38 protein-coding genes and 2 pseudogenes are annotated in these 23,238 nt (G+C 62.5%); 22 read left to right on the forward strand and 18 right to left on the reverse strand.

Annotation, left to right across the window (positions count from 1 at the left end):
* Positions 1-80: 80 nt before the first annotated feature.
* The 7 genes from SynA1544_RS12015 to SynA1544_RS12045 all read left to right on the forward strand — a co-directional run bounded on the left by SynA1544_RS12015 (position 81) and on the right by SynA1544_RS12045 (position 4,849).
* Positions 81-281, forward strand: a complete 201-nt coding sequence (locus SynA1544_RS12015; protein WP_186513913.1) for a hypothetical protein — start codon at positions 81-83, stop codon at positions 279-281.
* A gap of 183 nt (positions 282-464) precedes the next feature.
* The gene (locus SynA1544_RS12020) at positions 465-1,628 is read left to right on the forward strand and encodes an FtsW/RodA/SpoVE family cell cycle protein (protein ID WP_255477618.1); all 1,164 of its coding nucleotides are present in this window, start codon (positions 465-467) and stop codon (positions 1,626-1,628) included.
* Positions 1,628-2,005 carry a DUF6165 family protein gene (locus tag SynA1544_RS12025; RefSeq protein WP_186513915.1) on the forward strand — a complete coding sequence of 126 codons (378 nt, stop codon included), beginning with the start codon at positions 1,628-1,630 and terminating at the stop codon, positions 2,003-2,005. Before SynA1544_RS12020 ends, SynA1544_RS12025 begins: the two co-directional genes overlap by 1 nt.
* A 54-nt stretch (positions 2,006-2,059) precedes the next feature.
* A complete protein-coding gene (locus SynA1544_RS12030; RefSeq protein WP_186513916.1) occupies positions 2,060-2,773 on the forward strand; it encodes a cytochrome c biogenesis CcdA family protein in 714 nt (237 codons plus the stop codon).
* A 5-nt stretch (positions 2,774-2,778) separates the two neighbouring features.
* Positions 2,779-4,107, forward strand: a complete 1,329-nt coding sequence (locus SynA1544_RS12035) for a cytochrome c biogenesis protein ResB (protein ID WP_255477619.1) — start codon at positions 2,779-2,781, stop codon at positions 4,105-4,107.
* The gene (locus tag SynA1544_RS12040) at positions 4,104-4,457 is read left to right on the forward strand and encodes a nucleotidyltransferase domain-containing protein (protein WP_186513917.1); all 354 of its coding nucleotides are present in this window, start codon (positions 4,104-4,106) and stop codon (positions 4,455-4,457) included. The genes SynA1544_RS12035 and SynA1544_RS12040 overlap by 4 nt, the downstream gene beginning before the upstream one ends.
* Entirely contained in the window at positions 4,454-4,849 is a 396-nt protein-coding gene (locus SynA1544_RS12045; RefSeq protein WP_186513918.1) for a HEPN domain-containing protein, read from the forward strand. The genes SynA1544_RS12040 and SynA1544_RS12045 overlap by 4 nt, the downstream gene beginning before the upstream one ends.
* On the opposite strand, the gene queF (SynA1544_RS12050) is transcribed toward SynA1544_RS12045, so the two are convergent.
* The gene (gene queF / locus SynA1544_RS12050) at positions 4,837-5,226 is read right to left on the reverse strand and encodes a preQ(1) synthase (protein ID WP_186513920.1); all 390 of its coding nucleotides are present in this window, start codon (positions 5,224-5,226) and stop codon (positions 4,837-4,839) included. The genes SynA1544_RS12045 and queF (SynA1544_RS12050) overlap by 13 nt on opposite strands.
* A 123-nt stretch (positions 5,227-5,349) precedes the next feature.
* Here queF (SynA1544_RS12050) and SynA1544_RS12055 point away from each other — a divergent pair, with 123 nt between their 5' ends.
* The gene (locus SynA1544_RS12055; RefSeq protein WP_006851285.1) at positions 5,350-5,688 is read left to right on the forward strand and encodes a P-II family nitrogen regulator; all 339 of its coding nucleotides are present in this window, start codon (positions 5,350-5,352) and stop codon (positions 5,686-5,688) included.
* Between the two features lie 9 nt (positions 5,689-5,697).
* On the opposite strand, the gene SynA1544_RS12060 is transcribed toward SynA1544_RS12055, so the two are convergent.
* From SynA1544_RS12060 to SynA1544_RS12075, 5 genes are all read right to left on the reverse strand, one after another.
* Complete coding sequence (locus tag SynA1544_RS12060) at positions 5,698-6,450, reverse strand: YdcF family protein (protein WP_186513922.1); 753 nt, start codon at positions 6,448-6,450, stop codon at positions 5,698-5,700.
* A gap of 7 nt (positions 6,451-6,457) precedes the next feature.
* Positions 6,458-6,580, reverse strand: a complete 123-nt coding sequence (locus SynA1544_RS14920; protein WP_255477620.1) for a hypothetical protein — start codon at positions 6,578-6,580, stop codon at positions 6,458-6,460.
* Between the two features lie 24 nt (positions 6,581-6,604).
* Positions 6,605-6,814 carry a nucleotidyltransferase domain-containing protein gene (locus tag SynA1544_RS14925; RefSeq protein ID WP_255477621.1) on the reverse strand — a complete coding sequence of 70 codons (210 nt, stop codon included), beginning with the start codon at positions 6,812-6,814 and terminating at the stop codon, positions 6,605-6,607.
* Positions 6,765-7,172: a HEPN domain-containing protein gene (locus SynA1544_RS12070; RefSeq protein WP_186513924.1), complete on the reverse strand. Its 408-nt coding sequence runs from the start codon at positions 7,170-7,172 to the stop codon at positions 6,765-6,767. The genes SynA1544_RS14925 and SynA1544_RS12070 overlap by 50 nt, the downstream gene beginning before the upstream one ends.
* A 69-nt stretch (positions 7,173-7,241) precedes the next feature.
* A complete protein-coding gene (locus SynA1544_RS12075; protein WP_186513926.1) occupies positions 7,242-8,153 on the reverse strand; it encodes an N-acetylmuramoyl-L-alanine amidase in 912 nt (303 codons plus the stop codon).
* Between the two features lie 82 nt (positions 8,154-8,235).
* Between SynA1544_RS12075 and SynA1544_RS12080 the strand changes: the two genes are divergently transcribed.
* Positions 8,236-8,670, forward strand: coding sequence for a hypothetical protein (locus tag SynA1544_RS12080; RefSeq protein WP_186513927.1), 435 nt, complete (start codon positions 8,236-8,238; stop codon positions 8,668-8,670).
* A 3-nt stretch (positions 8,671-8,673) separates the two neighbouring features.
* Here SynA1544_RS12080 and SynA1544_RS12085 read toward each other — a convergent pair whose 3' ends face one another.
* Positions 8,674-9,012 carry a hypothetical protein gene (locus SynA1544_RS12085; protein WP_370594067.1) on the reverse strand — a complete coding sequence of 113 codons (339 nt, stop codon included), beginning with the start codon at positions 9,010-9,012 and terminating at the stop codon, positions 8,674-8,676.
* Between the two features lie 28 nt (positions 9,013-9,040).
* Here SynA1544_RS12085 and SynA1544_RS12090 point away from each other — a divergent pair.
* The 10 genes and pseudogenes from SynA1544_RS12090 to SynA1544_RS12135 all read left to right on the forward strand — a co-directional run.
* Positions 9,041-9,214: pseudogene (locus SynA1544_RS12090) on the forward strand (cytochrome c biogenesis protein CcdA); the annotation flags it as partial.
* Between the two features lie 4 nt (positions 9,215-9,218).
* Positions 9,219-10,517, forward strand: coding sequence for a cytochrome c biogenesis protein ResB (locus SynA1544_RS12095; protein WP_186513928.1), 1,299 nt, complete (start codon positions 9,219-9,221; stop codon positions 10,515-10,517).
* Positions 10,518-10,549: 32 nt separating this feature from the next.
* Positions 10,550-10,777, forward strand: coding sequence for a ribbon-helix-helix protein, CopG family (locus SynA1544_RS12100; RefSeq protein WP_186513929.1), 228 nt, complete (start codon positions 10,550-10,552; stop codon positions 10,775-10,777).
* Positions 10,774-11,118, forward strand: a complete 345-nt coding sequence (locus SynA1544_RS12105; protein WP_186513930.1) for a type II toxin-antitoxin system PemK/MazF family toxin — start codon at positions 10,774-10,776, stop codon at positions 11,116-11,118. The genes SynA1544_RS12100 and SynA1544_RS12105 overlap by 4 nt, the downstream gene beginning before the upstream one ends.
* A gap of 49 nt (positions 11,119-11,167) precedes the next feature.
* Entirely contained in the window at positions 11,168-11,482 is a 315-nt protein-coding gene (locus SynA1544_RS12110; RefSeq protein WP_255477622.1) for a nucleotidyltransferase domain-containing protein, read from the forward strand.
* Between the two features lie 79 nt (positions 11,483-11,561).
* On the forward strand, positions 11,562-11,945 hold the full coding sequence (locus SynA1544_RS12115; protein WP_186513931.1) for a HEPN domain-containing protein: 384 nt from the start codon (positions 11,562-11,564) through the stop codon (positions 11,943-11,945).
* Positions 11,942-12,250: a nucleotidyltransferase domain-containing protein gene (locus SynA1544_RS12120; protein WP_186513932.1), complete on the forward strand. Its 309-nt coding sequence runs from the start codon at positions 11,942-11,944 to the stop codon at positions 12,248-12,250. The genes SynA1544_RS12115 and SynA1544_RS12120 overlap by 4 nt, the downstream gene beginning before the upstream one ends.
* The gene (locus tag SynA1544_RS12125) at positions 12,247-12,648 is read left to right on the forward strand and encodes a HEPN domain-containing protein (protein ID WP_186513933.1); all 402 of its coding nucleotides are present in this window, start codon (positions 12,247-12,249) and stop codon (positions 12,646-12,648) included. The genes SynA1544_RS12120 and SynA1544_RS12125 overlap by 4 nt, the downstream gene beginning before the upstream one ends.
* Before the next feature lie 15 nt (positions 12,649-12,663).
* Complete coding sequence (locus SynA1544_RS12130; RefSeq protein ID WP_186513934.1) at positions 12,664-13,011, forward strand: nucleotidyltransferase domain-containing protein; 348 nt, start codon at positions 12,664-12,666, stop codon at positions 13,009-13,011.
* A 23-nt stretch (positions 13,012-13,034) separates the two neighbouring features.
* Positions 13,035-13,658, forward strand: coding sequence for a hypothetical protein (locus SynA1544_RS12135; protein ID WP_186513935.1), 624 nt, complete (start codon positions 13,035-13,037; stop codon positions 13,656-13,658).
* On the opposite strand, the gene SynA1544_RS12140 is transcribed toward SynA1544_RS12135, so the two are convergent.
* From SynA1544_RS12140 to queF (SynA1544_RS12150), 3 genes are read right to left on the reverse strand one after another with little or no spacing between them, the layout of a single operon-like run.
* Positions 13,546-13,896 (reverse strand): type II toxin-antitoxin system PemK/MazF family toxin, encoded by a 351-nt coding sequence (locus SynA1544_RS12140; RefSeq protein ID WP_222930155.1) that lies wholly within the window; start codon positions 13,894-13,896, stop codon positions 13,546-13,548. The two genes, SynA1544_RS12135 and SynA1544_RS12140, sit on opposite strands and share 113 nt — an antisense overlap.
* On the reverse strand, positions 13,893-14,117 hold the full coding sequence (locus SynA1544_RS12145; protein ID WP_186513937.1) for an AbrB/MazE/SpoVT family DNA-binding domain-containing protein: 225 nt from the start codon (positions 14,115-14,117) through the stop codon (positions 13,893-13,895). Before SynA1544_RS12145 ends, SynA1544_RS12140 begins: the two co-directional genes overlap by 4 nt.
* 57 nt (positions 14,118-14,174) lie before the next feature.
* Entirely contained in the window at positions 14,175-14,576 is a 402-nt protein-coding gene (gene queF / locus SynA1544_RS12150) for a preQ(1) synthase (RefSeq protein WP_186513939.1), read from the reverse strand.
* A 110-nt stretch (positions 14,577-14,686) separates the two neighbouring features.
* Here queF (SynA1544_RS12150) and SynA1544_RS12155 point away from each other — a divergent pair, with 110 nt between their 5' ends.
* The gene (locus tag SynA1544_RS12155; protein WP_186513941.1) at positions 14,687-15,025 is read left to right on the forward strand and encodes a P-II family nitrogen regulator; all 339 of its coding nucleotides are present in this window, start codon (positions 14,687-14,689) and stop codon (positions 15,023-15,025) included.
* 35 nt (positions 15,026-15,060) lie between these two features.
* Here SynA1544_RS12155 and SynA1544_RS12160 read toward each other — a convergent pair.
* The 3 genes and pseudogenes from SynA1544_RS12160 to SynA1544_RS12165 form a co-directional block, all read right to left on the reverse strand.
* Positions 15,061-16,299 (reverse strand): annotated as a pseudogene (locus SynA1544_RS12160) (UDP-N-acetylglucosamine 4,6-dehydratase family protein).
* Between the two features lie 152 nt (positions 16,300-16,451).
* Positions 16,452-16,733 (reverse strand): hypothetical protein, encoded by a 282-nt coding sequence (locus tag SynA1544_RS14930; protein ID WP_255477623.1) that lies wholly within the window; start codon positions 16,731-16,733, stop codon positions 16,452-16,454.
* Positions 16,730-17,674, reverse strand: a complete 945-nt coding sequence (locus SynA1544_RS12165; RefSeq protein ID WP_186513943.1) for a hypothetical protein — start codon at positions 17,672-17,674, stop codon at positions 16,730-16,732. Before SynA1544_RS12165 ends, SynA1544_RS14930 begins: the two co-directional genes overlap by 4 nt.
* A gap of 4 nt (positions 17,675-17,678) precedes the next feature.
* Between SynA1544_RS12165 and SynA1544_RS12170 the strand changes: the two genes are divergently transcribed.
* Positions 17,679-18,173 (forward strand): NUDIX domain-containing protein, encoded by a 495-nt coding sequence (locus tag SynA1544_RS12170; protein WP_186513945.1) that lies wholly within the window; start codon positions 17,679-17,681, stop codon positions 18,171-18,173.
* Positions 18,174-18,483: 310 nt separating this feature from the next.
* Positions 18,484-18,864, forward strand: a complete 381-nt coding sequence (locus SynA1544_RS12175) for a HipA domain-containing protein (RefSeq protein WP_255477624.1) — start codon at positions 18,484-18,486, stop codon at positions 18,862-18,864.
* 89 nt (positions 18,865-18,953) lie between these two features.
* Here SynA1544_RS12175 and SynA1544_RS12180 read toward each other — a convergent pair whose 3' ends face one another.
* From SynA1544_RS12180 to SynA1544_RS12200, 5 genes are all read right to left on the reverse strand, one after another.
* Positions 18,954-20,210: a glycosyltransferase WbuB gene (locus SynA1544_RS12180; protein WP_186513946.1), complete on the reverse strand. Its 1,257-nt coding sequence runs from the start codon at positions 20,208-20,210 to the stop codon at positions 18,954-18,956.
* 187 nt (positions 20,211-20,397) lie between these two features.
* Positions 20,398-20,790 carry a type II toxin-antitoxin system VapC family toxin gene (locus SynA1544_RS12185; RefSeq protein ID WP_186513947.1) on the reverse strand — a complete coding sequence of 131 codons (393 nt, stop codon included), beginning with the start codon at positions 20,788-20,790 and terminating at the stop codon, positions 20,398-20,400.
* Positions 20,790-20,945: a hypothetical protein gene (locus tag SynA1544_RS15105; RefSeq protein WP_370594068.1), complete on the reverse strand. Its 156-nt coding sequence runs from the start codon at positions 20,943-20,945 to the stop codon at positions 20,790-20,792. Before SynA1544_RS15105 ends, SynA1544_RS12185 begins: the two co-directional genes overlap by 1 nt.
* A gap of 295 nt (positions 20,946-21,240) precedes the next feature.
* On the reverse strand, positions 21,241-21,831 hold the full coding sequence (locus SynA1544_RS12195; protein ID WP_255477625.1) for a YdcF family protein: 591 nt from the start codon (positions 21,829-21,831) through the stop codon (positions 21,241-21,243).
* Positions 21,821-23,230, reverse strand: coding sequence for an undecaprenyl-phosphate glucose phosphotransferase (locus SynA1544_RS12200; protein WP_255477626.1), 1,410 nt, complete (start codon positions 23,228-23,230; stop codon positions 21,821-21,823). The genes SynA1544_RS12195 and SynA1544_RS12200 overlap by 11 nt, the downstream gene beginning before the upstream one ends.
* Positions 23,231-23,238 lie beyond the last annotated feature (8 nt).

Raw genomic sequence — 23,238 nt, forward strand, 5'->3', positions numbered from 1 at the left:
ACCGATCCCGAAGAAAACCGGCGATCCAACGGCTTGAGCCTGTTCTGCCTGGAGGATTTTGCCTAATCGCGACGAGGGACGTGTCCAGCCACCGACCCCAACCCGCAAAAGTGGTGCCGCTGTTGCAACCGGGCAGCTTCGTGCGACTCGATAACCAGCCCTCCGATCTGCCACCGTTCCAGGTGCTGCACTGCCGCGGGGGACGCTGCTGGGTGCGCCAGCAAGCATGGGGATCCCACGTGCAATGGGAAGTGGAGCATGAGCGCTTGAACGTTGCATAACGAAAACGCAGCTCAGGTAGTCCTGCAAAGACTCCTAGCCAACACTTCTGTTCAATCAGTGCCTTGGCAAGGCAACCATTTCACGGCTCAATGGTGCATTGACGCTGTTTGAGCAAACGTTTGGGTCAAGCGCTAGCCCAAAAACGAGCGTCGAAACGACGTGGACGACAAGAGACTCAGACGTTGGCTCTGGTCCAGCGGCTGTTGCCCTTGCCATGGAAGCTCTGGCCAGCGGAAGCTCGCCTGCTGATGGGGCTGGCGGGCTTTTGGAGTGTGGCAGGGCTGGTGGTGCTGGCCTCCGCCAGTTGGTGGGTGGCCTTAAGGGAAATGGGTGATGGCGGCTTTTATCTGAAACGACAGGCGATCTGGCTGGTGGCCAGCTGGGGGCTGCTGAGCATCACGATCTCCACCAACCTGCGGCGCTGGCTGCGCTGGTCAGGCCCAGGGCTGTGGATGGGCTGTTTGCTGATCGCCGCCACCCTGGTAATGGGCACCACGGTGAACGGTGCCAGCCGCTGGCTGGTGCTGGGCCCGCTGCAGATGCAGCCCTCGGAGCTGGTGAAACCCTTTGTGGTGCTGCAGGCCGCCAATCTGTTCGCCCCCTGGAGCCGGATGAGCCTGGACCAAAAACTGCTGTGGCTCGGCAGCTTCGGCGGACTGCTGCTGCTGATCCTCAAGCAGCCCAACCTCTCCACAGCAGCCCTGATGGGCCTGACCCTCTGGATGGTGGCCCTCGCGGCCGGTCTGCGCTGGCGAAGTCTGCTGGGGACTGCCCTGGCCGGATCGCTGCTGGGCACCGCCAGCATCCTGATCAATGAATACCAGCGGATCCGGGTGGTGTCGTTTCTGGATCCCTGGAACGACCCGATGGGGGACGGTTACCAGCTGGTGCAGAGCCTGCTGGCGATCGGATCGGGCGGTTGGATGGGGCAGGGCTATGGCCTCTCCACCCAGAAGCTCCAATACCTGCCGATCCAGAGCACTGACTTCATCTACGCGGTGTTCGCCGAGGAATTTGGATTCGTGGGTTCAGTGCTGCTGCTGCTGTTCCTGATGCTGGTGGCCTGGGTGGGGCTGCGGGTGGCCCTGCGCTGCCGAAGCAACCAGGCCCGGCTCGTGGCCATCGGCTGCACGACGATCTTGGTGGGCCAGTCGATCCTGAACATCGCGGTGGCCTCTGGGGCGATGCCCACCACCGGTCTGCCACTGCCCTTGATCAGCTATGGCGGCAACTCGCTGATGTCGAGCCTGGTGATCCTGGGTCTGCTGATCCGCTGTTCACTGGAATCCACCGGCTTGATCGGGGGACGATCCAACAGGCAGCCGCGCCCCGTGCGCCAACGCTGATGGAGGTGCAGATTCCCGTTTCGGTTGGGGAGTTGGTCGACAAGATCACCATCCTGCAGATCAAGGCCAACCGATTCAGCGGAGAAGCCCTGGTCAATGTGCAACGGGAGCTCACGCTGCTGGAGAGTGTCTTGGAAAGCTGTGGGATGGAACTGCCAACGAAGCTCGTCGAAGCTCTCTCTGAGATCAACCAGCGGCTCTGGACCATCGAAGATGCCATTCGTGAACAGGAAGCGAGCAGCTGCTTTGACGCCCGCTTTATTGAGCTGGCCCGCTCGGTGTACCGCTGCAATGACCAGCGGGCTGCGCTGAAACGGCAGATCAACACCGCCACCGGCTCCCACCTGATGGAAGAAAAGGGCTACACCGCCTATTGAGCCGGGCCAGGCCAACGGCTTGGCTGGATAGGCTTTGGGCACTTAAGGGCACCTGTGGACCTGCTGCTGCTCTCCGATCTGGCCCAGAGCAGCGAACAGCTGCTGCAGCGCGCCCTGGCGGATCCGGGTCCACTGACCCTGGCGCTGGTGTTTGGTGGCGGCGCCCTCACCAGCCTGGGGCCCTGTTCGCTGTCGTTGCTGCCGGTGACGCTGGCCTACCTGGCGGGCTTTGACGATGGTCAACCGGCCTGGCAGCGCAGCCTGGCCTTCTGCGGCGGCATCGTCAGCGCCCTGGTGGTGCTGGGCAGCGTCAGCGGGCTGCTGGGTCGGATCTATGGGCAGGTGCCGGCGCTGATCCCCACCTTGGTGGCGATCCTGGCGGTGGCGATGGGGTTGAACCTGCTGGGGGTGCTGCGGATCCCCCTGCCCAGCGGTCCGGATCCGGAGCAATGGCGCACAAGGGTGCCGGCACCGCTGGCCCCCGTGGCGGCGGGCCTGGCCTTCGGGCTGGCCGCCTCCCCCTGCACCACGCCCGTGCTGGCGGTTCTGCTGGGCTGGATTGCCCAGAGCGGACGCCCCCTGGCGGGCGTGGCCCTGCTGGGAAGTTTCGGCTTCGGCCAGGTGCTGCCCCTGCTGCTGGCGGGCACCTTTGCAGCAGCCATCCCCAAACTGCTCGCCCTGCGGGGCATCAGCCGCTGGGTGCCGCCCATCAGTGGCGTGGTTTTGCTCACCACAGGTCTGCTGACCCTGCTGGCCCGCTGGAGCTGATGGGGATGGCGAGCGGAATGGGCCCACTGAAGCGCCTGGCGGCCTGGCTCAGCGATCTGCGGCTGGCGATCATGCTGCTGCTGCTGATTGCCCTGGCCAGTGCCGTGGGCACCGGCATCCCCCAGGGGGATCCGCCCAGCAGCTACATCGATGCCTACGCCGATACCCCCTGGCTGGGGCTGCTCCACGGCGAACAGGTGCTGCAGTTGCAGCTCGATCATGTGTATTCCAGCGGCTGGTTTCTGGCCCTGTTGGCCTGGCTGGGCCTCGCCCTGATCCTCTGCAGTTGGCGCCGTCAGTGGCCAGCGCTGATGGCGGCCCGGCGCTGGATCGACTACCGCACCACACGCCAGCTGAGCAAATTGGCCATCGCCGAAACCCAGCCCTGCGCTGACCCCAGCCGGGCTCTGACGCAGCTGGAGACGGTGCTGCGGGCCGGCGGATGGGACGTGCAACGCAAGCCACAACGGCTGGCGGCCCGACGCGGCGCCATCGGCCGGGTGGGGCCCTTGCTCGTGCACACCGGCCTGGTGCTGCTGATGCTTGGCGCAGCCTGGGGGGCACTGGCGGGGAACCGCCTGGAGCGCTTCCTGGCCCCCGGCCGCAGCCTCGACCTACTGGATCGCGATGGCACCAGCCAACTGACGATCACCCTGGACCGCTTCGCGATCGATCGGGACCCGGCGGGCCGCACGGAACAGTTCCGCTCCGCTCTGCAGTTGCAGGGACCCAACCAACGCTTGGATGCCGAAATCAGCGTCAATCACCCGCTGCGGCACCGCGGCATCACGATTTATCAGGCGGATTGGTCACTGGCGACGATCAGCCTGCAGATCGGGCGTAGCCCCGTGCTGGAGCTGCCGCTACAGACCTATCCGGAGCTGGGTGATCAGATCTGGGGCCTGGTGCTACCGACACGCCCCGATGGAACCGAACCGGTGTTTCTGAGCCTGGAGAGCGAACAGGGACCTGCCACAGTGTTTGATGCCGACGGCCAGCAACTGGCCCGACTGCGACCGGGTGGTCCCGCCGCGGAGGTAAAGGGCTTGCCGATGCGGGTGGATGCGGTGCTGCCGGCCAGCGGACTTTTGCTCAAACGGGATCCAGGAGTACCGCTGGTGTATCTGGGCTTCGCAGTGCTGCTGGTGGGCGGTGGGTTGAGCCTGGTGGCCACCCGGCAGCTGTGGGCCATCGCAGCCGATGGAACCCTCAGCGTGGGTGGCCTCTGCAACCGCAACCTCGCCGCTTTCGCCACCGAATTGCCGGAACTACTGGAGCGGGTGGTGGTCACTCGCAATTCAACGCAGAATGGCTCTGCATCGACCGTGGGATGACGAGCTTCCGCCAGCTGCGCCAACACCGCCACGGGGCCTGGCTGGCCGAGCTAAAACGGCAGCTCCAAGAATTACTGAGCCAAGAAAGCAGGCCCCACCCGGAGCAGATCTACCTGTTTGGTTCACGGGCCCGGGGCGACTGGGATGGGCTGTCGGATACCGATCTACTGGTGGTGGGAGCTTGCAAATCCGATGCGGAGCTTTGGGTGAACCTGCTGTTGGACCGCGGCCTGGCCCAGGACGTGATCGGCATGGATCACGAGGCCTGGATGGAACTGCCAGCCCATCCTTCGGCCATCTGGCGGGGCGTGGCCCGTGATGCACAACCACTACTGGAGGAGCCGCAATGAATTCCCGTCCGGATGCCTGGTTGCGTCAAGCCCACAACGATCTCGCGCTGGCTCATTTGGCCAAAGACAACGGTTTCCTGGCCCAGAGTTGCTACTTCGCCTTACAAGCCGCTGAAAAGGGGCTGAAAGGAGCCTTGCTGGAGCTCGGGATCGAACCACCCCACACCCACGTGCTCAACGATCTGGTGCAACGCTTGGGTGATAACGGGCTCAACACCGCTCAACTCAAAACGCTTCCTTTAAGGGGGCTCAGTCGGATGGCGATCCAGTCGCGCTACCCCCTGGACGCAACGCCACCATCCGACCTGTTTGACCCGGCGGATGCCGAACAGGCGCTGGCAACAGCGGCTGACGTGCTCGACATCCTTGAGGCCCTCGATCAGCAGGGCTGACGGGTGCCGTGACTCAACCGCACCACGGTGTGCACATTGCCGCGGGGGTTGAAATCGGCTTCCAGCTGCATCCACACGGGATCCGTGGCCGCCACCAGGTCATCGAGGATGCGGTTGGTCACCTCCTCATGGGAGATCGACTGCTCGCGGTAGCTGTTCACATACAGCTTGATCGCCTTGAGCTCCACCACCCGCGGCCCGGGTTGGTAAATCAGGCGCAGCACCGCGAAATCGGGATAGCCGGAGAAGGGGCATTTGCAGGTGAATTCCGGCAGCTCGATCGACACCTCATAGGGGCGGCCAGGCCGGGGGTTGTCAAAGCAGATCAGCTCGGCTTCAGCGATGGCGCGCTCGCCGTAAAGAGGAGTCTGGGTCAAGGGCTGGAGGGGCCAGTTCTGAGGGGTGACCTTAAGAAGTCAAGCTTCGGCAGCGTTCTGTAACAGCGGCCACGCACGGCTCAGAGAACCGCGGCATCCTTAAGTGCAGATCAGGTCACCCCCATGAAAAAGGTCGAAGCGATCATTCGTCCTTTCAAGCTGGAAGACGTGAAAGTGGCGCTGGTGGAAGCCGGCATCATCGGCATGACCGTAAGCGAAGTGCGGGGCTTCGGCCGCCAGAAAGGTCAGGTGGAGCGCTACCGCGGCTCTGAATTCACGGTGGAATTCCTGCAGAAGCTCAAGATCGAAGTGGTGGTCGAGGACGACCGCGTTGAAGAGGTGGTCAAGTCGATCGCTGATGCTGCCCGCACCGGTGAAATCGGTGACGGCAAGATCTTCATCAGCCCCGTGGAATCTGTGGTGCGCATCCGCACCGGCGACCGTGATAGCACTGCCCTCTGAGGTCCTAGCTCACCAGGCCCGATCGACCAGTCGCCCCAACAGTTCCCGCAGGGCGCGGGAACTGTGGTCGAGGGCCCTGGCACTGGGCAGCCACTGGGTGGGGTCGCGCCAAAGCGGACCGGCCCAGCGGCCACGGGCCTGAAAGTCCACGGGGAACGGCAGCACCTGCAATCCCTGGCGCTCAAACAGTCGCTGGGAGCGGCGCATGTGAAAGGCGCTGGTGACCAGCAGCACACGGGATTGGCTGGCCGGCAGCAGCCGACGAATAGCCCTGGCTTCCTCTGCCGTATTCACCACCGGCGGCGTGCTGGCCATGGCAGCTTCAGGCACGCCGAGCAATGCGGCTTCCTGGAGGTAGTGCTGCCCCTCTGGGTGCTGGCCGGGACTGAACGGGCTGGCACCGCCGGTGAACAGCAAGCGTGGTGCCTTGCCGGCGCGGAACAAGTCGACGCCAGCGAGGAAGCGATCAGGATCGTGCCACTCGCTGAAGCGCGCAGGACCGGGAGCGGGATGGCGGCCGCCGCTGAGCACGACGATGGCATCGGCCTGAGGAGCATCCATCGCCATGCGGCGTTGCCAGGGAACCTCCAGCCACCGCCAGAGGCTCTGGCTCACCAGACCCAGTGAAAAAAACCAGAGCATCAGGCCCGCAGTGATCACGGGCCAGCGCCAACGGCCGATCAAGCCCACCAACAGCAGGATCAAGCTGAGACCGAGCGGCAACAGAGCCAGGGGGAGGAGTTTGCTGAGCCAGTAGGCCATGGAAGCTTCAGAGCAGCCAGCGCAAGTCGCTCTTGAGCTCCATCGCCATGCGAGAACCGTCGTTCAAGCGTTGCTCCAGCTCAGCAGGCGTGAGCACCAGGGCATCACAACTGAGAGGGAGCTCAGCCAACGGCCATGGCTGCAGGCGCTCGACTTAGCCTCCACTTGCCTCAGCATCCACCAAGATCAAATCGAGGTCGCTGCCGAAGGCAGCGGTGCCGCGCCCATAACTGCCGAACACACCCAGCCGCTGCAAGCTTGGAACGCGCTGTTGCTGCTGCTGCGCCCAAGCCTGAACGTCCGTGAGCACCTGCTCAGGGGCTGGCCAGCGCCAGACGGATTGCTTCAACGAGCGCACGGGCATGGCTGATGGCGTCTGAACTTTGCAGGCGTCCGAAGTGGTCGGTGGGGGCACCTTCCGGCAGGCTATCTGGATAGCGCGTGGGGATGTACAGGGCATCGAGCACCCGCAAGCGGTCTTCCAGGTCCGTCACTGCTGCGGCCAACTGCTCAATCACTGCTGGCGGCAGCTCTCGATAGGAGCTCCCCAAGCCGTGCCCCCAGCTTTGCTGCCCCTGCTGAAGATGCAGGGCCTTCAACGCCTTGTCATCAGCTTGATGGGAGGCCAAGCAGGCCCATTCATGGTGGCCGGCCTCAGCGCTGAGGCTGGCCTGGGCCAAGTCTGCCTGGGCTTGATGCAACCAATCCAACGAACGATTCATCGAATCATTCTGAACTGGCTGCGCGACGCCACACCAATCACCAAGCCGGAGCAACACAAGAGATCGGCCTCAACCGCCCCGGCGCTCAGCCAGCACCAACGGATCAAAGGCCACCGAAATCCCAAACTCCTCGGCGAATTCCAGCACCCGGCACCAGGCCCGATCCCCGTCGCCCCCCGGGCGGAGAATGCCGCTGAGTATCACCGGCGCACTGCCCGTCTGCAGGGAGAGTTCCACCAAGGGCCAGCCGACTGAAGCCTGCACGGCGTCATCGCGATAGGTGGGCGTCACATCCAGGGCACCGATCAGGATGCGACGGCGGCTGGCATCCCATACGTGGGGAATCTCGTAGCGCTCGAGCAGTTCAGCCACCAGAGCCCAGGAGCGGCCCTGCCCATCGATCTGGACGCGCAGATCAGCGCCGCGGGCCTGAATCGTGGTCTCCCCCTTGAAGACCAACCGCTGTTCAAGAGGCTGTGCAAGAGAAGGTGGCGGATCCCCGCGCAGCAGCGCACGAATGCGCTCGCGCAACTGGTCTCCCCCATCGTTGGGGCCACCCTTCTCCAGCTGAAGAAGATCCCAGCGTTCCCCCGTGCCGCCCCAGATCACGGGGCCGTAGTTGTCGTGCATCCAGCGGCCATCGCGGTTGGAGGCAGCCTCGGCATGGGTCATCACCGATTGGATGGTGATGTCGGCCTCACGCCACCCCCAATCTCGAGCGATGGATGCGGTTTCTGCGCAGAGGCTGTTGAGCTGAGCCGTGGTGGGCGGCTGGGTCCAGGGATCGGGGATGCCACCCATGCAGGCGCAGGAGAGGGCGACGCTGCTGCGGTTGCGGCCGTAGGTGTGGGCCGGCAGATCCACGCTGTAGGCATGCAGCCGGTGGACGCGGCCGTCACCGCCAATGATCGAGTGGTAGTGGCCGGGCCGAATCCAGTTGTAGCCGGTCGCCGTCCAGTGGAGGTAAATCACAGCGGCCATGGGCAGGCTCGGCAGCTGCCTCCAGGATGGCGATCCAGATCGGCAGTGGGACAATGGAATGTTTGCGTACCCCGTCTAGCTGATGAGGGCATCAACAGGTGCACGCCGCAACCGGCGCCCCAAGAAGCGGGAGTTGTTCTGTCCGGCCCATCCGGATCAACAGATCCAGGGCGACGGCAAGAAGTACTACCTGCATCTGCTGCAGCCGGAACAGCTGCAGCAGCGGGGCATGGCTGCCAAAAAAGCGCAAATGATCATCAACGCCTACCCGGTGCTGGTGTTGAGCAACGAATGGCTCGAAGAGCTGTACTGCCCCAAATGCGGCAACAGCCACTGGTGCCACGTGATCAAGCACGACCGGGTCGCCCATACGGTGCGCTGGGCACCCCGGGATCTCTGGGAACAGGTGGCCCATGTGGATCCCACGGCGGCCAATCCAACCGTGAGCGAGTACAGCCGCCGCAACGCACGGCGCAATGCGATCAAACGGGTGGACGGCAAGCGTTTCTACGACTGAACCTCAGCCTCCGCGCCGTTCCCCCAGCACCAACGGTTCAAAGCTGACGCTGATGCCGAATTCCTCGGCGAACTCCAGCACCCGGCACCAGGCTCGATCCCCGTCGGGCGATGGTCGCAGGATGCCGGTGAGGATCACCGGCGCCTGGCCGCCCTGCAAGGCCATCTCCACCAGGGGCCAGCCCACCGCCGCCTGCACGGCATCGTCCCGGTAGGTGGGGGCCACATCGCTTGCCGCAATCAGCACCCGGCGTTGATCGCCATCCCAGTCGGCCGTCAGGTCGTAGCGCTGCAGCAGATCCACCATCAGGGCCCAGGAGCGCCCATCGGCATCGATCTGCACCGACAGCTCCTGACCGCGGGCTTCGATGCTGGTGAGCTGCTTCGGGGTTGGTCAGGTGCTGCCGCTGCTGCTGGCGGGGACCTTCGCCGCCAGCGTTCCCAAACTCCTCGCGCTGCGCTCGGTTGGCCGTTGGGTGCCGCCAAGCAGTGGCGTGGTGCTGCTCACCAGCGGTGTGCTGACCCTGCTGGCGCGTTGGGCCTGAACCGATGAAGCGCCTGCTGGTGTGGCTGTCTGACCTGCGGGTCGCGATCGTGCTGCTGCTGCTGATTGCCCTGGCCAGTGCCGTGGGCACGGCGATTCCCCAGGGCGATCCCCCTGCCAGCTACCTGGAGGCTTATGCGGATACCCCCTGGTTGGGGCTGCTCCACGGCGAGCAGGTGCTGCAGCTGCAGCTGGACCATGTGTATTCCAGCGGCTGGTTTCTAGGCCTGCTGGCCTGGCTGGGGCTGGCTCTGATCCTCTGCAGCTGGCGGCGGCAATGGCCTGCACTGCAGGCGGCACGGCGCCGGATCGATTACCGCACCCCACGGCAACTCAGCAAATTGGCGATCGCCGAAACCATTGCCTGCCCTGATGCGGATGCGGGCCTCACTCAACTCTCGGCGGTGCTGCAGCGGCAGGGCTGGGAATTGAAACCAGGCCCCAACCGTCTGGCAGCCCGCAGGGGAGTGATGGGCCAGGTTGGACCGCTGCTGGTGCACACCGGGATGGTGCTGCTGATGCTGGGGGCGGTCTGGGGTGCCCTGGCCGGCAATCGACTCGAGCGGTTTCTGGCACCTAATCGCACCCTGGATCTGCTCAGCCCCAGCGGCGACAGCCAGCTGTCGATCACCCTGCAGGACTTCCAGATCGAGCGCGACCCCGCCGGCCGGCCCGAACAGTTCCGCTCACTGCTGGCCCTCAGCGACAGCGAGACACCTGAAGAGATCAGCGTCAACCATCCGCTGCGGCACCGCGGCATCACGATCTATCAGGCGGACTGGGCCCTGGCGGCGATCGGCGTGCAGATCGGCCGCAGCCCGGAATTGCAACTGCCGCTGCAGACCTACCCGAAGCTGGGGGATCAGTTGTGGGGACTGGTGCTGCCCACCCGCCCAGACGGCAGCGAGCCGGTGTTCCTCAGCCTGGAGAGTGAACAGGGCCCGGTGTCGGTGTACGACACCGATGGCTCAGCACTCACGCTGTTGCGACCCGGTGGCCCGGCCGAAGAGGTGAAGGGGCTGCCGCTGCGGGTGGCCTCGGTGCTGCCGGCCAGCGGACTGCTGCTCAAGCGGGACCCCGGTGTGCCGCTGGTGTACCTGGGTTTTGGCGTGCTGCTGCTGGGGGGCGGCCTCAGCCTGGTGGCGACCCGTCAGCTGTGGGCAGTGGCCGGTGATGGCCAGCTGCATGTGGGTGGCCTGTGCAACCGCAACCTGGCGGCTTTTGCGCAGGAGTTGCCGCTTCTGCTGCAGCGGGTGGTGGTCAGCGAAGACCATGAAAGCCCTCAGTCGATCAAACCGAGCTAAAGTGTTGAACGAATTGTTGAACACTTGAAGCCATGGCCATTGGTGTTCGTGTCGAGCCTGAACTTGAAGAGCAACTGGATCAATTGGCAGAACGCATGGGAAAAAGTCGCAGTGCCTGCGTGCGCGACGCCATCGCCCAGTACGTGCAGCGGTTCGGCAAAAACGATGAAGCCCTGCGGCAGTCGACTCTGATTGCTGAGCATGCCCATCAGACGGACTGGTGCGACCAAGTGCCGGACTGGAGTGACTGGACAGCATGAGCGCCGTCGTACTGCAGCGCGGGCTGATCGTGACCGTGGCCGCGACAGGGGTGTATTCCGGCAAACCAAGACCAGCCGTGGTGGTGCAAGCCAACCGTTGGCTGCAAGGACATCCCAGCGTCACGCTCTGCCCTCTGACCAGCACTCTGCTGGATGCCCCGCTGGTGCGTATCCCGGTCAGTCCAAATCCGAGGAACGGATTGAAGAAAGCGTCCCAACTGATGGCCGACAAACTGTTCACCGTGCCGACCACCAGCATTGGTGCGGTGGTTGGCGTTCTGGACCCCGAACGTCTCAGCTCCCTGGATCTTGCCCTGCGCGCCTGGCTGGACCTGGCTTGAAACGAAACCAATTCCAGCAACAGCTGCTGCCCTGCCTCACAATCAGGATGTGGCTCACTCCTTCTCCACCGTTGCTCTGCCCTGGACCAAGTCAAGGTCTTTGGCGTTGCCCAAACAGCTCGGAGACGGCATGGACATCGAGCTGCTGAAGCAAGGTCTTCAACGCCTTATCGTCTGTGACGGAGTGGGGGCCGTGGTCCTGTTCGGGTCACGGGCCCAGGGCACTGCACGGGCTGATTCCGATCTCGATCTGGCTGTGATCTGCCAAGAGGCGGAGCTCACCAGCCAGCAGCGCACGGAGCGCTGGCGCACCTACCGAAACGCCATCGGCCCCCTGGGCTGTGGCGTTGATCTGGTGTTGTAGGGACAAGCCGATGCCGCACGGTTGGCCGGCTCCCGCTGGCACGTGATGAAGGACGTGGCCCGCCACGGGGTGGTGCTGTATGCCTCCCTCTGAGGACGCCCAGCTGCTGCTGCGGATTGTGGAGCGTCACCTGCGCAGCCTGAACTTCGGCCCGGACGAGCAGTTCCCAGCCGAAGACTGGGGCTTCACGGCACAGCAGGCCGTCGAAAAGCTGTTGAAGTGTTGGATCGTCCTTGCTGACGGCGAGCCTCCCCGCAGCCACGAACTCGACCTGCTCGCCAGTGAGGCCAATCTCGAGCTCAACGAGCTGCTGCTGGTCCTGCAACCGTTTGCGGTGGACGCGCGCGACCAGGACGGCGACTTCAAGCTGCCCGTCAGTCGGGCCAGAATTGTGGAGGAGATCCAGCTGTTGGCGGACCAGCTCCGCCAAGCCATCGAAGCAGGAGCCAACACAAGCCCATGACAAGCTTTCAGGACCTGCGTCAGCGCCGTCATGCCCAGTGGCTCACGGAACTGAAGCAACACATCTACCTGTTCGGCTCACGGGCCCGTGGGGATGGGGACGGCCTCTCGGACACCGATCTGCTGGTGGTTGCCGACTCCAAAGGGGAAGCCGAGCGCTGGGCGGATCAACTGCTCGATGGTGGACTCGCCCAGGACGTGATCGGCCTCGACCAGGAGGCCTGGCACAACTTGCCGAACCATCCCTCGGTGAACTGGCGGCATGTCGCTCGGGATGCCCAGCCTCTGCTGGAGGCCAGGTCATGAATGCCCGCCCCAACGCCTGGCTACGCCAGGCCGAGAACGACCTGGCGTTGGCGCAACTGGCGCGAGACAACGGATTCCTGGCCCAGGCTTGTTATTACGCCTCGCAAGCTGCAGAAAAGGGGTTGAAAAGCGTCCTGCTGGAACTGGGCGAGGAGCCGCCCCACACCCATGTGCTGAACGATCTGGTGAGTCGGCTGCAGCAGAACGGTCTAGACACGCGAGCACTTGAGGCCCTCCCCTTACGCAGCCTCAGCCGCATGGCGATTCAATCCCACTACCCGATGGATGCCACTCCACCGTCGGAGCTGTTTGATCCAGAAGAAGCTGATCAGGCCCTGGCCACGGCCCGTGAGGTGTTGACCATGCTCAAGGCTCTGGATCAGGGCCCGGATGCCTGATCACGGAGCGAACCCATGACCCTTCACGCCCAGGAGTATTGGAGGCAACGCTTCGCGGCGGATCGCGAGCAACTGGAGAAGAGACGCCAAGAAGGCTTTGCTCAGGGCGCCAAGGCGGCTGCAGCGATGCGCAAGAGATGGTCGCAGATTCGCGCCGTGCATCTGTTCGGTTCCGTTCTCGATGATCGCTTCCGCAGCCATTCCGATCTCGACCTGCTGGTGGACGGACTGCCGCCGGCGGCGTTGCTGGATGCCATCGCCCTCGCAGAAGGCGCCGGACCCTTGCCAGTGGACCTGAAACGACGGGAAGATCTCAGCGATGATCTGGTCCAACGGCTGCTGCGCAAAAGCCAAACCTTGTAGAACCACACCCCACCAATGCCCTCATGCAAGCCGCCGATCTATTGGAACTGCGCGATGACCTGAGCCGCGAATGCTCTCGCCTGCACAAGTTGGTCTCTGGCTTGAGCAATCTCGGCCAGCGATTGGAGCATTCAGCCGATGCTGTTGAAGCCTCTGCCCTGCGTCTGCACAGCTTCTACACCGGCGTGGAGCGCATGCTGCTGCTGATCAGCCGTGTCGTGAACGGAGGCACACCAGCTCAAGGTGAAGGCTGGCACCGGAGGCTGTTGGAACGCATGGCGATGGCCAGGGACACCCGGCCGGCGGTGCTGAACGACGCCACACAAGTGGAGCTACAGGAGTACCTGCGATTCCGGCACCTCGTGCGCAATCTCTATGCCGATGAGCTGCGGCTGGAACCCATCCAACGCCTGATTGAGCAGCTTCAGCACACCTGGCCGAAGCTGGACGCAGACATTACAGGCTTTCAACGCTGGCCGACATCGATCGCCAGGGAGACCAGGGCCAACACCCCCCAAAGGAGTGACGACACGATCAGTCAGGTGGACGAAGCGCTGCCACAGCGTCCAAGCGGCTCAAGACACCGCGCTGATCTCGTGTCGACAACTGCCCAAGAGAACCAAGCAACAAGCTCTGATCGAGGCTGAAAAGCTTGAAGCGCACAACACAAGCCTGAGGCAATCCTGCGGCCTGAAGATCCTCGATGGGCCAATCAGAGGGCCATTGACTGTGTTTTGCACTGGTCACCATCGCCAGCAACAAATGCCCACTGTGTTGCTGAAACATTGGCCGCGAGATCACCAAAGCTGGTCTGCGCTTGGTGGCTTGCCGGTCGGTGAACGGAAAAGGAACACGGACGAGCTCAAACGACTGGGCGATCCTCACAAGCCAGCAAAGGCTTCTTCATCGGCCTCACTGCCCCATTCCGTCAGCCCAGCTTGCACACCCTTCAGATAAACGTGGTCGATAGCCGGTACAACTCTCAGCCTTACTGACTCCTTGTCAAGCTCCCAACTCACGAGGTCACCACGCTTCATTCCTAAAGCCTCCCGCACAGCCTTGGGGATGGTGACCTGCCCTTTGGCAGTCAACGTCGCCAACTCCACCAGCCAACCTCCTTTCGCCTTACCTCCTTGACAGTGTAAGAGGACCTCTTCATTCCTTCAGCAGGGCTGACGGGTGCCGTGACTGACCCGCACCACGGTGTGGACATTGCCGCGGGGGTTGAAGTCAGCTTCCAGCTGCATCCACACCGGATCGGTGGCCGCCACCAGATCATCAAGGATGCGATTGGTCACCTCTTCATGGGAGATCGACTGGTCGCGGTAGCTGTTCACATACAGCTTGATCGCCTTGAGCTCCACCACCCGGGGCCCGGGTTGGTAATTCAGGCGCAGCACCGCGAAATCGGGGTAGCCGGAGAAGGGGCACTTGCAGGTGAATTCCGGCAGCTCGATCGACACCTCATAGGGGCGGCCAGGCCGGGGGTTGTCGAAACAGATCAGTTCCGCCTCAGCGATGGCACGCTCGCCGTAGAGCGGTGTCTGGGTCTGCGGGTGGGTCAAGCGGGTCGATCAAGCCAGAAACGACCTTAGGCAACAGGCGCCTTCTGTAACGGCAAACACGCCTCAGGCCCCAGTCCGCGGCATTCTGTTCACAGGACACACCACACCCCATGAAAAAGGTTGAGGCCGTCATCCGTCCGTTCAAGCTGGAAGACGTCAAGGTCGCCCTCGTTGAAGCCGGCATCATCGGCATGACCGTCAGCGAGGTTCGCGGCTTCGGGCGGCAGAAAGGACAGGTCGAGCGTTATCGCGGCTCAGAATTCACTGTGGAGTTCCTGCAGAAATTGAAGATCGACGTCGTCGTCGATGACGAACGGGTGGACGATGTTGTCAAAGCCATCGCCGATGCCGCACGGACCGGCGAAATCGGAGACGGCAAGATCTTCATCAGCTCCGTTGAATCTGTGGTACGAATTCGTACCGGTGATCGCAACAGCACAGCGCTTTGATCGTCACTCAAAAACATAACCCGTCCTGCAGAGCGTTAATTCTGGGCTTTTTTCCACTCAGGAACGAGCTCAGAAGGAATGTCAAGAGCCTTCCCTGGATTTTGAATCTTGAGTGCCTCCTCCAGTTGATCCAATCGAGGCCAAAGGTCTTGTGGATGCAGTGAGCGCTCAGTCGCTCTAAAAATCAAAGAGTGTTTCGTGGGCTGCGATTCAGCTTGGATCAACAACTCCTCATACAACTTTTCACCCGGCCGAAGACCAGTACAAACAATTTCAGTATCTCCGTTTGGGTTCTGAGCATCGCGAAGTGACAGTCCGCTCAGGCGCAGCATCTGTTCGGCCAGGCTTTTGATCCTCACCGGCTCACCCATATCCAACAAAAACACATCACCCCCCTAAGCAAGGGTGGCGGCCTGGAGCACAAGTTGAGCCGCCTCAGGGATCGTCATGAAGCAGCGGATGATCTCCGGGTGGATGAGGGTGATTGGGCCACCTGCGGCAATCTGTTTACGGAACAGCGGCACCACCGAGCCCGACGATCCCAACACATTGCCAAAACGCACCATCGCCACACGGGTGCGGGGCTGGGCAGCACCCTCGGCGCCATGAGAAAGCTCCAGCTCTAAGGCCTGCACCACCAGCTCAGCCAGGCGTTTGCTGGCACCCATCACATTGGTGGGACGCACCGCTTTGTCGGTGGAGATCAGCACCAGTTCGCTGACTCCGGCTGCGACGGCGGCTTGGCAAACCACCCGCGTGGAATTCACGTTGTTGGCGAGGCCCGCCAGCGGGTTCGATTCCACCAAGGGAACGTGCTTGTAGGCGGCGGCATGAAACACGGTCTGCACGCCATGGTCTGCAAACAGCCGTTGCACCAGCGCCGGATCAGCGGCGCTGCCGAGCACTGGCACCAACTCCACCGAGGCAGGCAGTTGCTGGCGCAGTTCCTGCTCAACTGCACAGAGCGAAGGTTCACTGCTTTCGAGCAGTATCAAGATGCTGGGGCTCAGTTGCAGGATCTGGAGGCAGAGCTCAGAGCCGATCGAGCCACCGGCACCGGTGACGCACACCACTGCATCCCGCAGACCAGGACCAAGAAGCTCCGGCACGGGCGGCACGGGATCACGGCCAAGCAGGTCTTCAATGGCGACGGGGCGGAGTGCATCAATGCGAGCCCGACCGGAGGTGAGGTCATCGACCGAGGGAATTTGCAACACCGGGATCGCCTGGCGCTGCAACTCAGCGACGATGCGGCGCCGTTCGCTGCGAGGCATTGACGGGATTGCCAGCAGCACCTGATCAAGCTGATCCTGGATCTCACGCAGCTCCTGGGATCGAGACAGTCGGCGATCTGGTGGTTGTCAGCCAGGCGCAGTGCCGCGGCGAGCTGGGCTCCGGCGTTACCGAACGCAGCAACAGGAGCAGATCACGCACCCACGTAGCGCGTGAGGGCTTTGTCTTGCCCGGTGAGGGCAAGCAGCGGCAGGCCAACCAGCAACACCGCTGGCAGCAACCACAGGCTGGCAGCCTGAAAGCTGGGATGGAGTGGATGGGCCAGTCGCAGCCAGAAGCTGAACTGATTCTTGTCGCTCGGCTGCGTCGAACGTGTCACCGAAGCCAGTCGAGAGAAGTCGACGGAGCTTGCACTCGCGGCCGCCAGCTCGTTCCGCCGGAACCACACCTGGGCCGCCTTCAGCGGACCACTCAAGGCGCCACGGCGACCTCACGGGCTACAGCCGGAACAACTCGCGAGCGGTGGCGCGGAACAGAAGCGGAGCCTTGGGCCCGCGTGAATTCTGAACAGACTGCACAGAATGGCAAGTCGGGCAACCAGGAAGTCAATGCACATATCCATGGAGCAGGGGCAAACGCCGACAACAACCCCCAAACCGAAGCCATGGCCAGCATCACGCGGTAGCGGCATATGGGTATAGACGCATACTTCGAACACAGGAAAGAGCATTTGGCTGTCTCTCCAGCTGCAAATTCCTTCTCATAACCCCCACAACCCCTCCAGCTCCCGCCGCACCAGACGCTCGGCTGGGCAGCGACCAGGGCATCCACAAACGCTTCGGCCAGGCCTTCGCGCTGCCAGGCTGCGTTGAGCTCGGGGGCCAACACTTGCTCGGCATCGAAGGCAGCCGGGAGCCGCCACACCTGCACGCAGGCAGCGGGATGGCTCGCACTCCAGGCCTCAACCAGGGCTTCGGCGGCGGCGAGAGTGGAGCCGGCGATGCCGGATCGGTGCGCCGCCTGGTGGCTGCTGAGCAACACAAGGTGGACACCGCAATCGGGCAGCGTCTCCAGGCGCTGGGCGGTGGCGCGGATGTTGCGGCGCACGGCGGTGCACACGTTGCGCTGCAGCAGGGCTTCGGCGCGGCAGGTGTTGCCGTGAATCAGCCAGCCGGGGGGCAACATCGGCGCCACGAAGCTGCTCTCGGGCTCTTCGGCAAGCCACCGAAGCACGGTTGGCAAGCCCTGGGCTGTGCACCAGGCCGAGAGATGGGTCTGGAGATCGGCGAGCTCCGGCAGCTCGGCGCACAGCTGCACGGCAGCAAAGCGGCGACGCAGGAGGGCGTTCAGCAACGGCCGTGTGGCGATCGAGGCGGCGCCAGTGAGGATGAGGGAATCCGAGCGGAGTGGAGCCATCGCGATGTGTAGCAGCTCGCTCAAACGCTGGGTGCGGCGCCTGGGGCTGATGCGTGTGGCTGCCTGGGCTTATGAGCTCTACCGTCTGGTGCGACGCCCGCACACGCATGGGGCGCTGGTGGCGATCTGGTGGCATGAGCAACTGCTGCTCGTGCAGACCAGCTACCGGCACGGCTATGGCCTACCGGGCGGCGGGTTGCGGCTTGGCGAAACGGCAGCCCAAGCAGCCGTTCGAGAACTGCAGGAGGAACTGGGGCTGACCGTGCCAAGCAGCTGGCTGCAGAAGCCCTGGACGCTCACCGAGCACCAAGCGGGAGGACGCAACACGGTGACGATCTTTTCCCTGCCATGGCCGGCTGCTGGCGAGCCAACTGATCAACCGCCACCGCTCAATCCTGATCAGCTGGAAATCGTGGCGACGGCCTGGATGGCTCGCGGGCAGGCGCTGGAGCACGTGCTTCCAGCGCACCTGCGGCGCTACCTGGAGGAACAGCGCTGATCCCACCCAGCACCCCAAGGGCTTCGGTGGAGAGCTCGCCCAATCAATACGCATTGGGCGAGCTCAGATGCAGCAGGGGGCTGAGCACAGCAGGACGAGAGCGCTGAGCAGCAGATCGTGCATGCGTTTGCCTGACGATCAATCAAGGAGCGCTCGCTGCCCCAGAGCTCGATGCAGGGCTGATTGCCGATCGGCTCGGTGATGAAGCGCATCTGCGCACGGGCTGGAGCACAGCGGTAATGAGGGTGGACCTGATTTGCAGGCCTGCTTCTCACTGTTGCGCTGAGCAACCAGGCCCAGCGCTCCGGACGTGATCCGTCTTTTGGATGCCGTGATCTTCAATGCATTGATTGGTCATCACGACGCCCACGCCAAGAATTTCTCGATTCTTTATCAACAGCAGCGAGGAATCCTGGCTCCGCTTTACGTCCTGCTTTGCACAGCGGTGTATCCCACGCTCACCGACAAAATGGCCATGCAGGTGGGCAGCAAAGTCCGCTTCTCCGAGGAGCAGGCGCGCCACTGGGAGCAATTGGCCAAAGCAGCAGGGTTGTCTGGAGCACAGACGAAAAAGCGCCTCGCGGGGATCGCCAAACAACTGCCAAGCTGTGCTCGCGGTTTACAAACGCAAGCGCTGTATTCGGGTCAACCGCTGGTGCAGTGCATCATCGCACTGATCGAACAGCGTTGAGCACTCGCTCTGAAGCGTTTGAACACCTGAGAGCACAATCGGCGGGCGAGGCGGCCAACTGCGCGAGGATCTGTTTGATCCAGCAGTGATCAACGGGTTCTCAGCTGACGCCTGAGATGTTCATCAAGCAGCTGCTGCTCAAAGCGCTTCAACACGGCGTCTTGGCCGAAGTGCTCCTCCGCCAGCTGACGAGCCAAACGGCCGCATTGGGCGCGCAGCTCGGCGTTTTCGATCAACTCCCGCAAGGCATCCGCAAAGGCTGCGGCATCACCTGGTGGTACACAGCGCCCGGCCTGGCCAGCCAGCAACGCCAATTCACTGCCCTCCGGTGAACTGGCTACAAGAGGGCGGCCGCTGGCGAGAATACCCAGAAGTTTGGAGGGGAGCACAAGATCAGCGGCGCCGGCTTTCTGAGGAAGCAGATGGATGTCTGCGGCATTCAGCCAGTCGTCCATCCGTGCTGCTGGCTGCAGCGGCAGGTGGCGCACCTGGGGCAGACCGGCAGTGGCTTGGATGAGCTCCGCCTTTGTGGGGCCTTCACCGGCGAGGAGCCACACCAGGTTGGGCTGAGCGCTGAGGCGGTGGATCACCTCAGCGAGCATCTCCAGGCCCTGCTTCTTGTTCATCGAGCCCGAGTAGAGGAGCACGATCTGATCAGGACTGATACCGAGCTCCTGGCGGTAGCTGTTGGCGCTACGGGCGGCACCGCGTTGGGGCTGAATGGCCTTGAGATCCACCCAGTTGGGGAGGAGCTGGCTGCGGCTGGCGGGCACACCTTTGGTACCCAGTTTTTGCACCATGGCGGTGCTGATGCTGCTCACCACCGAGAAGGCCTGCAGGGTGCGCCGCTCCCAGCCCTCGGCGAGTGCACGCAACCAACTCCCCTTGAGCAAGCCAAGCTCGAAGGCAGCATCCAGTTCAAAATCCTGGATATGCAACCAGCTGATGCATGGCCGGCCCACCACGCGGCGCAACAACAGGGCTCCGGGTGCGCAAAAAAACGCCGGGGCCACGGTGATCACCACATCCGGCCGCCAAGCCCGCTGCGCGAGCAGGGGCACAAGGCTGGAGAGGGCAAAGCTGGCGAGATGCAGGAGTCTGGTGAGGCCACTGGGCCGGCGCGGCACCCAGAGGGGGCAGCGCTGCACGAACAGGCCATCGTGCTGTTCAGTGGCATAGGCATTGCGATGGCTGGGCTGCACCCGCCATTGCGGGAAGTAGGGAGGTGCCGTGATCACACGAACTTGATGACCGCGCGAAGTGAGCCAACGCGCCCATTCACCTGTGTATTTGCCAATTCCCACGGGCTCTGGCTTGAAGTTGAGCCCGTAGATGAGGATCTTCACAGAACAGTTCCTTTAAAACAATGAAGGGGTTCGCCAGGCAAATATCAGTTAAAATACACTCAAATAGTGAATTAGTTTGGTCGTGACCGGATCCGGCCTAAGTACCGGCTTTTAGGAATAAGTCGTCTCCGGCATGCCGAGCGCAGTAGGTGCGGTTGCTGCTGTGAGAGCTGAACGACACCTCATGTCACAGGCAGGCTGGCTGGAGATCGGTGTTGCAGAAATCATCACCTTTGAACAGCAGGGGTTGCTCGAGCCACTGGGCCAGGGCATAGGAGAAGCAATCGCCGAGATTGAGGCTGGCGCGATGACGACCCTTGCCGTACCGCGCGAAGGCTGCGCGTGCGATTTTGGCCTGTTGGCGATCCAGGTTCACAATGTTGATCTGTGCCGTGCTGAGCAACAGATCCAGATCTCCTTGGCCATCAGAGCCATACCGAGCCTCGATCACGATCGAGAGTTCCACAAGGGATGCGGCCGACAAGGCGCGGTGATCGGCACTGGCGATAGCTGCATCGAAGGCAGGGCGCTCCGGTTCGTTCTGGAGGATGGCCAGAACGGCTGAGTGATCGATCCCCATCAGGAGGGAAGGCCGCTGGCGTCGTAGCCGCAGATCTCATCAGCGCTGCGGCGATCCATGCTCGGTCGAGCCGCACAGCGCAGGGCAATTTGATCAAGACGATAGATCAGCGAACGCTGGAGGCGTTCCTTGAGGGCCAGGATCACAACATCCATTTTGATTTCTCTAGCGAGGCAGGCCACCTGTGCGGCCAGGCGATCTGCCTCCGGATTGGGATGTTGAGAGCCACGGCGGCGATGTGTGTAGACAGGCTTGATTTAATGCAGCTGCGGAAGGCGAGCACGCAGATGAGTAGGAGGTATTCAGGGCCGTCCCTGCCTACATCCGACCTTGCAAGCGATAAAGCAAGGTACCTGCGGTTTCGCGCAACACCAGCCGGTTGCGTTCACGGGCACTGAGACGAGGCTCCACTGCGAGGGGCCACACGGTGAGACCCTGATGGGCAAAGGCTCACGCTGCCCTCGGCTGCTGCCAGGGGTCGGTGATCAACAGCACTGCTGCTCCTGGATGGTGGCGCTGTAACCACAGCGAGGTGTTGGTGTCGTTCTCCCAGGTGGTGCGGGAGCAGGAATCACCGGCGACCCGCTCTGGCGGCACCCCGAGCCTCAGCAAGCGCTGGGCCGTGCTGGGCTGATCACCCGACACATACACAGCCGCCACGGCATTGCTGTGCAGTTGACGCGCAGCTTCAGCGGTGGTGGCCTGGGGGATCTGGGGACCACGCCCCAGCAACACAGCCAAGGGTATAGAACGGTGAGAAGCCGTAACGACGGCATCTGGCTGCTGAGCAGTCAGCCAGCGGCTCATCAGATCGGTGGCAACTGGGGAATAGATCCCACTGCTGAGCAAGACAACAGTCGCAAACAGCAGCGCACGCCATGGCCACGGCAGTGACCATGGCAACAAGCACAGCACAAGGCCAAAACCGATCGCCAGCAAGGGCAGCAACAGCCAGGGGGTTAACAGCAGCTGGAGCAGAGGCTCACGCCATTGGATCCACAGCAAAGGATCCGGCGGACAGGTCTGCCACTCAATAGGCATTTCCGGAGCGAAGCCGCAGGAAGGTTTTGATCAGGATCTTGATGTCAAGCTTCAGACTCCATTCACGTTGATAGGTGAGATCGGCATAAATGCGATTTTCCATGTCTGACAACACACGCGTTTCACCGCGCCAACCAGACACCTGGGCAAGACCCGTGATCCCATGCTTGCAGGCATGGCGCTGCATGTAACCGGGGATCACCCTGCGGTAGAGCTCGTTGTGCTGCACCGCATGGGGGCGAGGCCCCACCAGGCTCATGTCACCACGGAGCACATTGAACAGCTGCGGCAGCTCGTCCAGGCTCCAACGGCGCAGGAAACCTCCTACAGGCGTGATGCGCGGATCATCAGCCGTGGCCTGCTTCACCACTGCTTGATCAGCAGAATCGAGCACACGCATGCTGCGAAACTTGAAACATTTGAACCGCTTTCCATCCAGGCCATAACGATCCTGCATGTAAAAGACAGGGCCTGGACTTGAAAGCTTCACGGCAATCGCAATCACCAGCAGCAACGGTGCAATCAACACCACGCCGATGCCAGTGAGAACGAGATCAAAACTACGTTTCAGTTGGCGATCAAGCAGGCTTCGCTCATTTCCCCAGAGATCAATACAGGGCTGTGTGCCGATGCTGTCGACCGTGAAGCGCATCGTGGGATGCGCCCAGTGCGGTGCATAGACAATCGGGATGGAGCAATCTCCAAATAATTGGACCATCTGATCCATCCCCAGGCCATCACGGGTGACGTGACTGAACACCAAGCGGTCGACATCATGACTATTCAACCAATCACGCAGCTCTCGCAAGCCACCGGAACAGCTGGGCAAATTCTGCGAATGTTGATCCGGCCGTGTTGGTACCGGCGAAAACCAGGCAATGATCCGATACCCCATCCATGTGTTGCTGGCGATCTGCTCAGCAAAAGCCTCAGCCGCATCAGGAAGACCCCAATAGACAATGGTGCGGCTGTTGCCTCCCTGACTTCGGTGCCATCGCAACCACTTGCGCAGCAACACATGCGTGGACAACAACCACAACCAACCACTGAAGGCCCAAAGGCTGCTTTCGAGACGCGAAAACGATTCTGAACTTTTGCTGAGAAAAGCTGCCGCTAGCAGAAGACTCAGCACAAACAACCAGGAGGTTGTGATCCGGCGGATCAGCACTCGCAGACTGCGGTGCCGATAGCTGGAATAGAGCCCGGCAAGGGGAAGAATCAGGATCGCCGTCAGCGGCACGAGGATCCAGAAAGGCATCCAGGCTTCACTGCCCAGCCCACGACTACCAGAGTCGAAACCCAGGAACAGCAGGGTGAGAACGAGGGGATCGAGCAGACGTTGCAGGCGTGCAATGTCCTGGCCATGCAGGCGAAACAAACCGCCCCAAGTTGAACGCATCAAGGTTG

Source organism: Synechococcus sp. A15-44, assembly GCF_014280115.1.
Lineage (GTDB): Bacteria > Cyanobacteriota > Cyanobacteriia > PCC-6307 > Cyanobiaceae > Parasynechococcus.

What these genes read in the sequence shown, in the direction of transcription:
- SynA1544_RS12135 (WP_186513935.1), top strand. Translation starts at nt 13,035, where the DNA reads ATGCAAGCCGCCGATCTATTGGAACTGCGCGATGACCTGAGCCGCGAA.
- SynA1544_RS12025 (WP_186513915.1), top strand. Translation starts at nt 1,628, where the DNA reads ATGGAGGTGCAGATTCCCGTTTCGGTTGGGGAGTTGGTCGACAAGATC.
- SynA1544_RS12100 (WP_186513929.1), top strand. Translation starts at nt 10,550, where the DNA reads ATGGCCATTGGTGTTCGTGTCGAGCCTGAACTTGAAGAGCAACTGGAT.
- SynA1544_RS12155 (WP_186513941.1), top strand. Translation starts at nt 14,687, where the DNA reads ATGAAAAAGGTTGAGGCCGTCATCCGTCCGTTCAAGCTGGAAGACGTC.
- SynA1544_RS12120 (WP_186513932.1), top strand. Translation starts at nt 11,942, where the DNA reads ATGACAAGCTTTCAGGACCTGCGTCAGCGCCGTCATGCCCAGTGGCTC.
- SynA1544_RS12130 (WP_186513934.1), top strand. Translation starts at nt 12,664, where the DNA reads ATGACCCTTCACGCCCAGGAGTATTGGAGGCAACGCTTCGCGGCGGAT.
- SynA1544_RS12045 (WP_186513918.1), top strand. Translation starts at nt 4,454, where the DNA reads ATGAATTCCCGTCCGGATGCCTGGTTGCGTCAAGCCCACAACGATCTC.
- SynA1544_RS12070 (WP_186513924.1), bottom strand. Translation starts at nt 7,172, where the DNA reads ATGAATCGTTCGTTGGATTGGTTGCATCAAGCCCAGGCAGACTTGGCC.
- SynA1544_RS12080 (WP_186513927.1), top strand. Translation starts at nt 8,236, where the DNA reads ATGAGGGCATCAACAGGTGCACGCCGCAACCGGCGCCCCAAGAAGCGG.
- SynA1544_RS12075 (WP_186513926.1), bottom strand. Translation starts at nt 8,153, where the DNA reads ATGGCCGCTGTGATTTACCTCCACTGGACGGCGACCGGCTACAACTGG.
- SynA1544_RS14925 (WP_255477621.1), bottom strand. Translation starts at nt 6,814, where the DNA reads ATGCCCGTGCGCTCGTTGAAGCAATCCGTCTGGCGCTGGCCAGCCCCT.
- SynA1544_RS12035 (WP_255477619.1), top strand. Translation starts at nt 2,779, where the DNA reads ATGGCGAGCGGAATGGGCCCACTGAAGCGCCTGGCGGCCTGGCTCAGC.
- SynA1544_RS12170 (WP_186513945.1), top strand. Translation starts at nt 17,679, where the DNA reads ATGTGTAGCAGCTCGCTCAAACGCTGGGTGCGGCGCCTGGGGCTGATG.
- SynA1544_RS12055 (WP_006851285.1), top strand. Translation starts at nt 5,350, where the DNA reads ATGAAAAAGGTCGAAGCGATCATTCGTCCTTTCAAGCTGGAAGACGTG.
- SynA1544_RS12165 (WP_186513943.1), bottom strand. Translation starts at nt 17,674, where the DNA reads ATGGCTCCACTCCGCTCGGATTCCCTCATCCTCACTGGCGCCGCCTCG.
- SynA1544_RS12040 (WP_186513917.1), top strand. Translation starts at nt 4,104, where the DNA reads ATGACGAGCTTCCGCCAGCTGCGCCAACACCGCCACGGGGCCTGGCTG.
- SynA1544_RS12115 (WP_186513931.1), top strand. Translation starts at nt 11,562, where the DNA reads ATGCCTCCCTCTGAGGACGCCCAGCTGCTGCTGCGGATTGTGGAGCGT.
- SynA1544_RS12195 (WP_255477625.1), bottom strand. Translation starts at nt 21,831, where the DNA reads ATGCCTATTGAGTGGCAGACCTGTCCGCCGGATCCTTTGCTGTGGATC.
- SynA1544_RS15105 (WP_370594068.1), bottom strand. Translation starts at nt 20,945, where the DNA reads ATGGATGTTGTGATCCTGGCCCTCAAGGAACGCCTCCAGCGTTCGCTG.
- SynA1544_RS12095 (WP_186513928.1), top strand. Translation starts at nt 9,219, where the DNA reads ATGAAGCGCCTGCTGGTGTGGCTGTCTGACCTGCGGGTCGCGATCGTG.
- SynA1544_RS12125 (WP_186513933.1), top strand. Translation starts at nt 12,247, where the DNA reads ATGAATGCCCGCCCCAACGCCTGGCTACGCCAGGCCGAGAACGACCTG.
- SynA1544_RS12105 (WP_186513930.1), top strand. Translation starts at nt 10,774, where the DNA reads ATGAGCGCCGTCGTACTGCAGCGCGGGCTGATCGTGACCGTGGCCGCG.
- SynA1544_RS12060 (WP_186513922.1), bottom strand. Translation starts at nt 6,450, where the DNA reads ATGGCCTACTGGCTCAGCAAACTCCTCCCCCTGGCTCTGTTGCCGCTC.
- SynA1544_RS12200 (WP_255477626.1), bottom strand. Translation starts at nt 23,230, where the DNA reads ATGCGTTCAACTTGGGGCGGTTTGTTTCGCCTGCATGGCCAGGACATT.
- SynA1544_RS12185 (WP_186513947.1), bottom strand. Translation starts at nt 20,790, where the DNA reads ATGGGGATCGATCACTCAGCCGTTCTGGCCATCCTCCAGAACGAACCG.